This window comes from Sphingomonas sp., from assembly GCF_032114135.1.
Classification (GTDB): Bacteria; Pseudomonadota; Alphaproteobacteria; order Sphingomonadales; family Sphingomonadaceae; genus Sphingomonas.
In genome coordinates, this window is the sequence record NZ_DAMCTA010000001.1 from 1,990,861 (window position 1) to 2,003,019 (window position 12,159).

Sequence of the window (12,159 nt, forward strand, 5' to 3'; positions counted from 1 at the left end):
TACACGTCTCATGCCGCCTGATGCTTCTGTTCGATCAGCGATCCCACGGCTTCCGCCGCGCACCCAACCGTCTCGAACGGAAACGTGCCGTCCGTATTCGCATTGAATTCGATGGAGATATCGTACTTTTCCTCGATCATGAACATCAGATCGACAAAGTCCAGCGAGTCTATTCCCAACGGGGATATTTGTGTTTCCCGACCTATGTCCAGGTTATCGTCACGCTTTATATGGCGAAGCATGGCAGCGATGTCGGCAACGATGGCATCATTCGGCATGTATATTCTCCATGTTCCCGGAAGGATCTGGGCAAACCGTCGCGACATCCACTTCCGTGAGCGCGCCGGCCTCCATGCGGAAGACACGGTCGCTCATCGCGACGACGTGGAGATCATGCGAGGTGATCACCTTCGTCGCGGGATGCGCGACGAGGTTTCTGAGAATCATGCCCGCCGTCTGTTCGTCCAGATTGGCGGTGATTTCATCGAGCAGGAGTAGCGGCGGATCGTTGTACAGCGCGCGGGCCAACATCAGCCGCCGGCGCTGCCCGCTCGACAACACACCGTTCTCTTCGCTGACGACCGTCTCGATATCGCGCGGGAGATCGGCCACGATGTCTGAGAGGCATGCCAGGCGAAGAGCCGCCTGGACCTTGGAAATATCGGGCTCGAACGAAAACGCCGTTACGTTTTCGACGATCGAGCCATGCAGCAGCTTGTCCGCCCCTAGCAATAACCCGATGTTCCTGCGGTACGCGGCGAGCCCCCATGCGGAAAGGGGAGTCCCATCCACCTCAATCTCGCCTTCGCTGGGCTTGTACAGGCCAGCCATCACCTTCAGCAGCGTCGTCTTGCCCGATCCCGAAGGGCCCAGGATTGTGATGGTCTCGCCCGATCCCGCCGGAATATCGAGATCGATCGCATCCAGGATCGGCTTGTCCGCAAAGCCCGCGCGGTACGAAGCCTGCCGAAGCGACACACCCCGCCGGATCTGGCGCTCCACCATCCGGTTGACGGGCTCTGGATCGGTCTCAAGGAAATCGGACAGCCGCGCCATGTTCGCGCCGAGCATCGAGATCTGGGTCATGGTGGTGACGAGATTGTCCACTCGGTCGAAGAACATCGTTCGATAGGTGAAGAAGGCATAGAGCATGCCCACGGTGAGCTGCGCTTTCAGCACGGCGCTGACCCCGAGATACAGGGTCGCGGCGGTGCCGATCCCCGTGACGATTTCGACCAGCAACACCGCGTTCGCCTCGGTCATCTGCATCTGGAACGATGCATTCACGAACCGCACGAAGCTGTCATACCAGCGTGCCGCCGCCGGCACCGTGGCATTGGCGGTCTTCAGCGCGGCGATCGCGCGAAGGCTGTCGATCATCTTCGATCGCTCTTCGGAACGCGCCTTGAGCGACGCTGCCCCCTGCCGCCGCATCCGCGGATACAGCAACAGCCGTATCGCGATCACGACCAGGAAGATCGACGAGACGATCAGCGCCAGCGTCGGCGCGTACAGGAACATGATCGCGCCGCTGAAAAGGATCATGACCAGATCGACCGCCGCCGCGACAAAGGCGTTGGTGACGATGTTCCGGATGAAATCGATCGATTCGAGGCGGGTGACGATGTCGCCGGGATGCCGCCCCTCGAAATAGCGCAAGGGGAGCCTGAACAGCTGTCCCACAGCATTCCGCGTCAGTAGCGCGAAGAAGGCGCCGCCGGCATTCGCGATGATACGCTTCTTCAGCCAATCGGCCGCGGCGGTGGTCAGCGAGACGAGCAGCAAGCCGATGGCGAGCGCGCCGAGCAGATCGAGATCGCTCTGCGGCAGCACCGAATCCAGCGCAGCCTCCACGAACAACGGCAGCGTCATCGAGACCATGCTCGCGATGATCGCCACGCAGATGATCTGGGCCAGCGACGTCCTCAGCCCATGGGTGAGTTCGAGAATGCGCGCTAGGGGGTAGCGCTTCTCCTTGACGATGACCCGGAACGCTTCGGACGGCTGCAACTCGAGGACGAAGCCCGAATAGCTGGCTTCGACATCCTCGCGCGTCAGCGTGCGCACGCCAGCCGCCGGATTGTGGATCACGAAGCGTCGGCCGCGGACCTTCTTCAGGACAACGAAGTGGTTTCCTTCCCAGTGGAGGATGGCGGGGAGGCGCACGCGCTTGAGGTCGTCGAGCACATCGACTTTGTAGCCGCGGACGTCGAACCCCAGCTGATCGGCGACCATGGCAAGATTGGCGAGGCTCAGGCCGCGACGGGTGGTCGGATAGGACGCCCGCAGATTGCTGAGGTCCATGCGGTGGCCATACCATCGCCCGATCATAGCGAGGCACGCGAGGCCGCACTCCCCGTTGCTGTCCTGCAGGATCATCGGCAGCCGACGGCGGCCGGATTGGAAGAGGTTCATGTCAGGCGTCCCGCTATCGAGAGGAGGGGCGCGAGCCACCACGCCAGGATGCTGCGGCGCTCCACCTCGATGTCCGCGGTGAGCATCATGCCGACGCGCAGGGGACGGGGCCGCCCATAGGCTTTGATGAACAGATCGTCGGGCTGGATTTCGACCAGGAAGCGCCGGTCGACCTCCTGTTCATCGGTGGCGGGGCGCTCGCCCTCGAGCGAAGCGGCCTCGACGCGGGTAACCCGCCCGTAATGCAGCCCGTAGGTCTGAAACGGAAAGGCATCATATTTGAGCGACACGCGCTGGCCGCGTTCGATCAGGCCGATCGCCCGCGAGGGCACTTGGAGCACAGCGGTCAATTTTGCATCCGGACGGGCGATCGCGAAAATGCGCTGCCCCTCCTCCACGCGGCCCCCCGCCCGCATGTTGACCGCCGCGACGATTCCCGCCTCGGGGGCCACGATCGTCTGCTCCTCGCCCACCTGCAGGGAAACGAGTTGCTGCTCAATCTGCAGCCGCTGCGTCCGAAGCGTCATCGCCGCCTGATAAAGCTCGCGGCTTCGGCTATCCAATGCGCCCACCCGTTCGTCGCGTCCCCGGGCGATCTCGTTGATCGTCATGTCCGCATCGGCGACTTCCTGAAGAAGCTGCATGGATTGCACGCGCGCCTGATCGACGGCCATCTGCGTCACCAAGCCTTCGGAAGCCAGCGTCTCCAGCCCCCCAAGGCGCTTCTGCGCGACCTGCTTGCGTTGCTCGGTCAGGCCCCGGCGCGCGCCGGCTGCCGTGGTCGATATGGTGGCGCCGCGACGGATCTGGGCGATCTGCGCCTGGATCGCGGCGATCGATCGCGCATTGTCCGATAGCTGCAGGTCGATGTTCCGCAACATCGCCTTGCTCTGCTGGATGGACAACTGCGTGGCATCGCCACCTGCGACCACGATCTGCGGACGCGTCAGGCGTGCCAGCGCCTGGCCTTTGGCCACTTGCTGGCCCGGCCGTACCAATATCGCGGCGATCACACCGCTATGTTCGGCGACAAGTGCGGAGAACCCGCTGGCCGCCGCCACCTCGCCACGCGCGGCAGTGGTGCGGGAATATTGGGTCAGCGCGCAGAAGACGATCGCGACGACGAAGGTGGCGCCGAAGAAGAGCGTCAACACGCGCTCCAGCAGCGGCTGCGCCAGCAGCACGGGCGACTGCATGTGATAGGCAACGCCGGTTCCAGGGGCGGTCTTTTTCACGCGGTGGATCCTGGCTGAGAGGGCAGATATTCCCCGAACCGGGACCACATGTGCCATTGCTCAGGGTAGACCTGCAGGGTTTCGGACACGAAGCGCGTGATCCGGGAAACGGCACGGTCGCGCGAGCCGGCGTCATGATGTGCGACGTCGAAGATGTCGCCAATCTCGATCCGGTCTCCGCGCCGGTCGGCGCGAACGCGCAGCAGCATCAGCGGTGCGCGGCCAAGCGCGGCCAGGTCGACCGCGCCCGTCGCGACGGCCACCTGCCGCCCCAGCAGATCGAAACCGTCGCTGCGGCTGGCAGCGGGGGGCAGGTCCACCATGATGATGACGATAGCGCCCTCGCGCACCTCCTTGATGATTCGGTGGAATTCGCGAAGTGCCGTCGGCGAGACGAATTCGACGTTCGCACCCAGATTGCCGAGGCGCTCGATCGCCCGCGCTTCTTCCTCCGCGTTGGTGTTCTTGAAAATGATCACCTTGCGGTTCTGGAAATGGAAATGGATCAGCCATACCAGCCCCAGCGCGTAAGGCCCGAAATGCATCGTGCCGATGATCGCGCCGCGTTGCGCGGCCAGCCATTCCAGATCCTCGTTTGAATCGCTGGAGAGGTTCTGGATATCGCTCGCCAGTCCCGCGATGCTTCGCCGGCCGAGCGCCAACCATTCGATCATCGCGACCATGTCGTAATACATTTTCCGGCCCGCAAATTTCCGGCCCTGGCGTTTCGACGAGGCAAGGATGGTAGCGAATGCACGCGACGTGGAATCGAGATCGAGCCCCGCCATCACTGGGGCCAGGCACAAGAACGCGGATCGCAACCCCCGTCTACGCAATCGATATGGCAAATAGGAAAGCGCCTGGAGCCAGCCGTTCAGCAGGATCAGAAACGCCACTTCGAACGCGCGGCGACACGCCTGTCGCGCCTTTGTCCCGGTCGTGGCCATCATGGCCACACCCTCCCGCATGCGGCCGCCGGCAGGGTGGTGCGCCGCATGGCGCACCACCGCGTCGACGCGCTACATGCTGCGCCGTTACGAGAGCTTGACCTTCGGGGTCGTGATCGAAATCTTAAAGCCACCGCCGAGATCGATCGGGATGGTGATCGGCGGAATGGTAAGACCAGCCGCTTGCATCTGCGCGGCGCCGCCTGCGTAATCGGCGGCGGTGACGGTGATGTTCGCGTTATCCCCGTCGATGACCAACGACGAGTCGCCATAATCATAGGACTCGTTGTATCCGCCGATGATGAGCTCCAGTTCGATCGTGGAAAGCTGACGCATATCGATTTCCCTTTTGAAGTGTCTCCCTCGAAATGATTCTCGAGAATGACGCCCGTAGGATTACGAAGACGCGGCATCACGGTAAGATAGTTTCTGGTTCGGATACGGATCGATCCGAAATCGGAGTTATCTCGCAAGCGCTGTCATCCTGGTCTTCCAGCGCGTCGCTCTGCGATACTTTGAGGGACACGCGCATCGGCAGGGGCCGACATTCGCCTTGCTGGCTGAGATAATCGTTGAGCACTGCTTCGGCATAGGGAGTGAGCTTGAGCAAGCGCCTGCGGGCATCCCGCGCATCGCCGACGCTTGCGACCAGGCCGCGCCGTTCGAGTTCCAGAATGGTTCTGTTGGCGGTGGACGGCGCGCTCCCCAGGGTGAGCGACGCACTTTTGATCGAAACAGGCTCGTTCGAACGCCCTGCCACGAACAGTTCGAGCATCAACAGCCATGCAGGGCTCCGAAAAATTGCGGGCGCTCCGAAATCCGGCTGTTGCAGATGTGCCGCCATGGCGCGCTTCGATGCATGGACGAGCCTCTCGCCGACCTGTGCCGGCACGCCGTCGTGCTGCGAAATCACATCGTTTGCAGGGCTCCCCACCATCTCCTTTTCGCGCCCGCGCTGTGCGATGTTCTGGGCAAGGCGCGCCATGCGCTCGGCTGCCCGCACGAGGCGGGCGACATCGTCTGCCACGATGAGATGCTGCATCTTCCCCCCTTTCAGGAAAATGGACTCCGATGCGGAATTTGTGCCGGATCGCAATTTTGCTGTCACGGTGCCACCACCAACAATATGCGTTCAAATTGAGTGACAAAAGAGGATCGATTACAGCCCGTCACGCCGGCATTTCTTCTATGATCCCGAGAATGTGTCGGCATTTGCGCGACGATTGCGCCCGAAAGCACTTCAACTTGAGAGTCATTGGTTTTTGAGGCCTGCACGCCGGCACGATATGTGTTGCCGATATCGAGGGGGCCATCGTGACAGTTTCGAGGTTGCTTGTCGGAGAGGTACCGCGTGCGCGCGCCGCCACGATCCTGGTCGGGCGATGCGCCATGGCGTGCGCGCTATGCGCGACGTTGGTGGCCGCCGCCTTCCCTCCAGACGCGCGCGCCGATACGCTGGAAGAGGCACTGCGTCGTGCGCTGCAGACGAACCCTGGCCTGGCAAGCGCCTTTGCCGACAATGTCGCAAGCGGCGAAGAGGTCGTCCAAGCAAAAGCCGGTGGGCGACCACGCGCGGCGTTCACGAGCAGCGAAACCGAATTCCTGAAACGATCTGCGAACAGCGCCTTGCTGCCGGATCGGACACTCGACGCCGACCTTTCGATCACCGTCCCGCTCTATCGCTCCGGCGTGGTCAAGTTCGCGGTCAAGGAAGCGCAGACGCGGTACGATTCCTCCCGGCAAAGCTTTCGTAGTACCGTCTCCGCGCTGTTCGCGTCCGTGGTCGAGGTGTACAGCAACGTGCTCCGTGACGAAGCCATCGTCCGCGCCAGCGAGCGGAACGTTGCGTCGTTGCAGGCCAATCTTCGCAGCGTCCAGGGGCGATTTTCGATCGGCGATCTGACCATCACCGATGTATCGCTATCGAGCGCTCGGCTGTTGCTGGCCGAAGGCAGTCTGCAGGCAGCGCGGGCGCAGTTGATCAGCAGCCGCGAAGACTATGTCCGCGTCGTCGGCGCGCCGCCCAGCAATCTGATCGATATCGGCAGCTGGTTTGCCGGGCCGCTGAGGGTCGAAGACGCGATCGACGAAGCCATTCGGGACAATGGATCCCTCCAGGCCGCGCGGATGAACGTGCATGCGGCAGAGTATCGGATACGTTCCGCCCAAGGCGAACGTGGCCCCCAGGTTTCGGCGTTCGGATCCGGCAACTACTTCAACAATCTCCAATCCGTCTCCAGCCAATCGATTTTCCGGCCGCAAAATCGCGGGACAGCGGCGCAGGTGGGCATCACGGTAAGCCTCCCGCTCTACCAGGGCGGTCTGCCAGCCTCGCACGTGCGACAGGCGCGTGCCGGATTGCACAGCGCCATGGAAGAGGTCGTTGGGCTGGAGCGCGACGTCGTCGCCCAGGTCCGCTCGGCATATGCGACCTGGCGATTGTCGCTCGACTATCTGCAGAAAGCGCAGGAAGCCATCGCGGCCAACGAAACGGCGCTCAAGGGCGCCAGATCCGAAAACAATATCGGCTCGAGAACCTTGCTGGATGTTCTCGATACCGAACGAGAGATATTCAACAACTATGTGACGGCAGCGATCATCCGCAGGGACGTCAACGTATCCTCATTCCGACTGCTGGCATTGATGGGCAGGGCGGACCCCGGCGATCTGCACTTGCGCGATGTCGCGACGGACCGCTGGACGCTCCCGGTGCGGTCGCGCCAGTCGTTCAGCGATTGGGCGGACGGCCCGCGACGCTATGTTTCCGAGAGCACCGCCACCCAATCGGTCCCTCTCCAGGACGGAAACGTCCATCCATGAGCAAGTCTCTGCTGCTCGCCTCACATCCGAAGGAAGCGAAGATGCAATCAGCTAGGCCGCGTGTGCGCGCCACGCTTCTGCGTGGCATTGTCTTTGCCGGCATTTTTTTGAGCGGGGGGTGCGGTGGCGGGTCGGGCGAGGGCATGGTCGTGGTGCCCGGGCCTCCCGCTGCAACGCCTGCGCCAAGCCCGACACCGGCCCCCCCGCCGACAGCAGCGCAGGAGGAAGAGCAGCGCTCGAACGCGGCGGTCGCGGCAGGGGCCGCCGCTGCCTATAGCGCCGGCGTGACGGGCAGCGGGATCAAGATCGCCATTGTCGACACCGGTATCACACCCGGCTTGCGCGAATTCAGCGGCCGGATCGATCCGGCCAGCGCGGATATGGCGGGCGCGCGCGGCCTGGTCGACACGAGCGGGCACGGTACGTTCATGACGTCGGTCGCGGCCGCGGCGCGCGATGGCAGCGGCATCCACGGCATCGCCTATGGTGCGACCATCGTCTCGCTCAACTTCTCCAATCCGGGCAACTGCACGTCGCTGGCGAACTGTACCGTGTTGAGCGCCGCCCTAATTGCGTCGATCGACGCCGCGATCGCCGCCAAGGTGCGGGTGATCAATCTGTCATTTGTGATCGACGAGAGTTACGACCTGTTCCTCGATGCCGTTCGTCGCGCGGCCGCGGCGGGCATCGTGATCGTCATCAGCGCCGGCAACAACGATGCGGGCGGACAAGAACCGTTGCGGATGGCGCGCGCCTTTGCCGAAGCCGCTCCCGGCTGGGTGATCATCGCGGGCGGGCATGATGCTGCCGGCAATTTCGATTACACGCATGCCAATCGCGCCGGCAGTGGACCTTCGGCGAGCTGGTATCTCACCGCACTGTCGCAGGGCGTGGCCATGATCGCGCCGGACGGGCGTGTGGTAACGTACAGCGGCACCTCGCCCGCCGCCGCCGCGATCAGCGGGGCGGTCGCGCTGGTCGCAGAAGCGCGGCCGAAGCTGACCGGGATGCAGATCGTTTCGCTGCTGCTCGCCAATGCGACCGATGCCGGCGCGGCGGGTCGCGATCCCGTCTTCGGCAATGGCATTCTGAACCTCGCCAAGGTCTTCGCTGCCCTGCCTCCGCAATAGCGCCAAGGGCGTTTCCCGACGCGCGGTTGGCAAAAGCCCGGCCGGCATCGCCGCAGGGCAGGCATGCTGATGCTAGCCGCCGATCGTCGCCCGGCGCGACCTGCAGCGGAGAAGCTGCGCAGCGGGTGGCGCGTCGCCGGCATGGACCAACCCCATCGCGACCTCAACCGCACAGGGGCCGATGGCCGGCGCGCGCGCGGTAGCGCGCCAGCGCGGCAGGCTCGTCGGTCTGGAAGATCGAGACGCCTGCGCTGCAGAGCCGCCCCCACACCGCATCCGGGTCCCGCAGCGCGTCCAGATCGCTGAACCCGCCGAGAACGAAGCCATCGAACAGCGTGTTGACCCACAGCCGCACCCCCAGCGTGCGGGTGCGCTGCGCGATCGGCGGCAAGCGGGGCGCCGCGATGTAGGGCAGCTCGATCGCGAGGGGGCACCGTGCACCCGCCATCTGGGCATCGACGATCCCGGCAACATCGGCACCGCTGCCGTCCCCGCTGACCGGAATCACCACGAACGGCACTTGGTCATAGGGCGCGATGGCCGCCAGCGACGGCGATCCGGTACCCGCGAAGGTCTTGACGATCACCCCGTCCTGCAGGCCGGCCCGCGCCACCTCGGCCACGACTTCGCCGTAGATCGCGTCCTTTACATCGAGGTTGAGCAGGATGCGTCCCTTGGCGCGGGCCAGGATTTCGGCGAGCGTAGGCACCGTCTGATCGGTAACCTGCTGCGCCGCGCCGCCCATGTCCTGCCGCAAATGCAGCATCTTGATCCGGGCGAGCGTCAGTTCGCTCACCTTGCCATGGCCATCGGTGGTACGATCGACGGTCTCGTCATGAACCATCACCAGATGGCCGTCGCGGGTGCGACGGACGTCGGTTTCCATCACCTCCACACCCAGCGCGACGCACTTCTCCAACGCGGCGAAGGAGTTTTCGGGCACCGGACCCATATCGCTATAGGGCGCTGCGCGATGGCAGCCGCGATGGGCGACGATGATCAGCCCGCCTTTGGGATTACGCAGGCGGTGCATCATTTTGGTAGCGTCGCCGGCATGCGCGGCGGAGGGCTGGACGGTAGCGGTGACGGCGGCCAGCAGACAGACAAGCGATTTCATGGCGTGTTCCGTTCGGATGCAGGCGGGGCGGGAAAGCGCGGCAGCGGACTTTCCCGGGTGCGGCTCGGCGGATGGCAACTCCTGCCTACCATTTCTTGCTGACGATCAGCCGCACACTGCATCGACCGGGTTCGACGTGGAATAGAGCGCATCGAAATCGTTGCGGCCATCGGTGTAACCGGCCTTTGCCGAGACGTGCCAGGCGTCAAAATCGCCTTCATAATCGAGCGCGACATTGCCGAACTGCATATGCCGGCCATTGGCGAGATCGCCGGTGCGGCTCTGGATCGCACCCGAGCCGTCGCGATATTTGATCGTCACCGCACGCAGCGCCGGCGTGTTGAGAGTGCCGGTGAAGTAATCGAGATAGTTGTTGAGGCTGACCGCAGTGTTGCGCGGATCGGCCGCCGAGATCGACAGATAGAAGAGGTTGTGGTCGTTGGTATATTGGCCCGACAACTTGAGCGTACCGTTGTCGAGTTCGCGCAGGATGTTCGCGCGGATCTGGCCGCCCTTGTCCGACGGGAAGCCGTTGTCGCGGTAGCCGTCATGATAGCGATAAGCCGCCCACCGCGAAGCTGGTGCGCGCCCCGAGGGGCCCCGACTGATAGCCTTCCAGCCGGTAGAATCTGGTGGTGCCCAGCGTCACCTGCGCCGCGCCATGCGGGGTTCTGCTCGCCGCTCACCGTGATCACATTGATGATCGCCGCCGCGCCCGAAGCATAGATCGGCGCCGGCCCGCCGCGCACCACTTCGACGCGATCGGTCATCAGGTCGAAGGGATTCATGCCGTCGCCCTGGTTGAAGAAGAAGCCGTCCAGCTCGTGGTAGAGCGGCAGCCCATCGGGCTGATAATAGAGATAGCCGCGATCAGTTGGGATGCCGCGTACGCGGGTGATGTTCTGAACCTCGCCCCCGGTCTGCTCGATATGAATGCCGGGTAGCGCACCGACCAGCTCAGTCATGCTCTTTGGCGCAAGCTTCGCCACATCGTCCGACGACAGCGCGTTGACCGCGTAGGAGACGTCGAACCGGCGCTGTGCGCGCCGATCCGGTGACGACGATGTCCTGGGGCGGCTCTGCGGCCGGCTCTGCTTGCGTCTGCGTCTGTGTCGGCGCCTGCGCCTGCGCCGGCATCGCCCCCATCAAAAGGGCAGGCACCGCGGCGCCCGCCAGAAGGATTTTCGATCCCATGTATCGTCCCCGTTGTTGCCTGATGCGGGGCGGGTGACGCCGCTTCGTGACTCTTTTATTTGCTTACATGAAATTAAATGGCGTCAAAAAGCGGCAGCCGTCACCGCATGGATCGGCGCCATCGCCGCCCCTATTACCACCGCCCGGCTTCCCAATGGGAGGGCAACACCGCCGGTACCGGTGCCTGATAGCCGCGATGGCGGGGCGCGCTCAGCGCTGCGATGCGTTCGGCCAGTCGCCGGAGCACCTCGCGAGGCAAGGCGCCTGAGACAACCACCGCGCCCGGATCAAGCCACACCGCCCCACCGATGATCGCCTGCTCCAGTTGCACCGCGACCCGCTCGATCCACGCCGCGATCAGCGCGGCGTGCGGCTTTAGCAGGGCCTCCACTTCGGCCAGCGACGCGATGACGCCCCGGCATCGCGCAGCGTGTCGATCAGGTCGATGCCCGAGGGACGAAGCACCTCGCCGGGGAACAGCTTGCCGATTTCCCCGGCATTGCCATGGTCGCTGCGGAACAGATCGCGCGCCGCGATGAGGCCTCCGACAATGCCAGGGCCCAGAAACAGCACCAGGATCGATCGATAGCGGTCGATGATCCCGGGCTGGTAATATTCGGCGAGTGCGGCGGCGGTCGCGTCATTCTCGATCCAGATCGGCATGTCGAGCACGTCGCCCAGCGTTTCCGCCAGCGGTACGTCGCTCCATCCCGCCAGCCGCCGCACCACGGCGCGCCGATTGAGAAGGCCAGGGTGTCGTGCAGCAGCGGGCGCCCGCAAAAGTCGACCAGCACCAGCTCCAGCCAGCCGGGGTGGGCCGTCGCGCCGACCGACCAGCCGCCGCTGCCGGCGATCGCCAGCGGCACGCTGGGTCTGCCCCGTGCGCCCTGCTCCTGCTGCGCGCCTTCGGCGATCAGATCCAGCGCGACCAGCTGCTGCGTCACGCGCGTGATGGTTGCGCTGTTGGTGCGGAGCGCGATGGCGAGATCGATGCGCGGTTGTGGCCCGGTGACCCGCAAATGCAGCAGGACGCGCTTTTGCAATTCGGTGAGGAGCAGTTGCGGGCGGGGGGCAGCAGGCATCCCCAACGATATGATTTTATCATGTCAAAAAGACGAAAGCGCCCTGGCACTCTCCGTCTTCGCGCGTGCAGGGCCGGCAGCAAGCAGGCCCGCCCAGCCCGCGGGGACTGCTGAAATCGCTGCGGTCTTCACAGCACCAACTTGGCAAAAATCGCCATCACATGAAGAATAGATGAAACCCGCTTCTATCCATTGCAAGTACAGTATATAAAAGCCGCG

11 protein-coding genes and 1 pseudogene are annotated in these 12,159 nt (G+C 63.9%); 2 read left to right on the forward strand and 10 right to left on the reverse strand.

The annotated features are described in order from the left end of the window. Positions 1 to 8: 8 nt before the first annotated feature. The 6 genes from RT655_RS09540 to RT655_RS09565 form a co-directional block, all read right to left on the reverse strand. Positions 9 to 278 (reverse strand): acyl carrier protein, encoded by a 270-nt coding sequence (locus RT655_RS09540; RefSeq protein WP_313536350.1) that lies wholly within the window; start codon positions 276 to 278, stop codon positions 9 to 11. Further along, the gene (locus tag RT655_RS09545; RefSeq protein WP_313536352.1) at positions 268 to 2,415 is read right to left on the reverse strand and encodes a peptidase domain-containing ABC transporter; all 2,148 of its coding nucleotides are present in this window, start codon (positions 2,413 to 2,415) and stop codon (positions 268 to 270) included. The genes RT655_RS09540 and RT655_RS09545 overlap by 11 nt, the downstream gene beginning before the upstream one ends. Then, positions 2,412 to 3,650: an HlyD family efflux transporter periplasmic adaptor subunit gene (locus tag RT655_RS09550; protein ID WP_313536354.1), complete on the reverse strand. Its 1,239-nt coding sequence runs from the start codon at positions 3,648 to 3,650 to the stop codon at positions 2,412 to 2,414. Before RT655_RS09550 ends, RT655_RS09545 begins: the two co-directional genes overlap by 4 nt. After that, on the reverse strand, positions 3,647 to 4,600 hold the full coding sequence (locus RT655_RS09555) for a hypothetical protein (RefSeq protein ID WP_313536355.1): 954 nt from the start codon (positions 4,598 to 4,600) through the stop codon (positions 3,647 to 3,649). The genes RT655_RS09550 and RT655_RS09555 overlap by 4 nt, the downstream gene beginning before the upstream one ends. 84 nt (positions 4,601 to 4,684) lie before the next feature. Further along, positions 4,685 to 4,933: a hypothetical protein gene (locus tag RT655_RS09560; protein WP_313536356.1), complete on the reverse strand. Its 249-nt coding sequence runs from the start codon at positions 4,931 to 4,933 to the stop codon at positions 4,685 to 4,687. 76 nt (positions 4,934 to 5,009) lie between these two features. Beyond that, a complete protein-coding gene (locus tag RT655_RS09565; RefSeq protein WP_313536357.1) occupies positions 5,010 to 5,639 on the reverse strand; it encodes a MarR family winged helix-turn-helix transcriptional regulator in 630 nt (209 codons plus the stop codon). A 374-nt stretch (positions 5,640 to 6,013) separates the two neighbouring features. On the opposite strand from RT655_RS09565, the gene RT655_RS09570 reads away from it, so the two are divergent. After that, positions 6,014 to 7,417: a TolC family outer membrane protein gene (locus RT655_RS09570; protein WP_313536359.1), complete on the forward strand. Its 1,404-nt coding sequence runs from the start codon at positions 6,014 to 6,016 to the stop codon at positions 7,415 to 7,417. Between the two features lie 284 nt (positions 7,418 to 7,701). Next, the gene (locus RT655_RS09575) at positions 7,702 to 8,547 is read left to right on the forward strand and encodes a S8 family serine peptidase (protein WP_313536360.1); all 846 of its coding nucleotides are present in this window, start codon (positions 7,702 to 7,704) and stop codon (positions 8,545 to 8,547) included. A 163-nt stretch (positions 8,548 to 8,710) separates the two neighbouring features. Here the strand turns inward: RT655_RS09575 and RT655_RS09580 are convergent, their stop codons facing one another. The 4 genes and pseudogenes from RT655_RS09580 to RT655_RS09595 form a co-directional block, all read right to left on the reverse strand. Beyond that, positions 8,711 to 9,664 (reverse strand): glycerophosphodiester phosphodiesterase family protein, encoded by a 954-nt coding sequence (locus tag RT655_RS09580; protein WP_313536362.1) that lies wholly within the window; start codon positions 9,662 to 9,664, stop codon positions 8,711 to 8,713. Positions 9,665 to 9,784: 120 nt separating this feature from the next. Further along, positions 9,785 to 10,858 (reverse strand): annotated as a pseudogene (locus RT655_RS09585) (TonB-dependent receptor plug domain-containing protein); the annotation flags it as partial. Positions 10,859 to 10,991: 133 nt separating this feature from the next. Next, the gene (locus RT655_RS09590) at positions 10,992 to 11,249 is read right to left on the reverse strand and encodes a hypothetical protein (RefSeq protein WP_313536363.1); all 258 of its coding nucleotides are present in this window, start codon (positions 11,247 to 11,249) and stop codon (positions 10,992 to 10,994) included. Then, a complete protein-coding gene (locus RT655_RS09595) occupies positions 11,234 to 11,587 on the reverse strand; it encodes an ROK family protein (RefSeq protein ID WP_313536364.1) in 354 nt (117 codons plus the stop codon). Before RT655_RS09595 ends, RT655_RS09590 begins: the two co-directional genes overlap by 16 nt. Positions 11,588 to 12,159 lie beyond the last annotated feature (572 nt).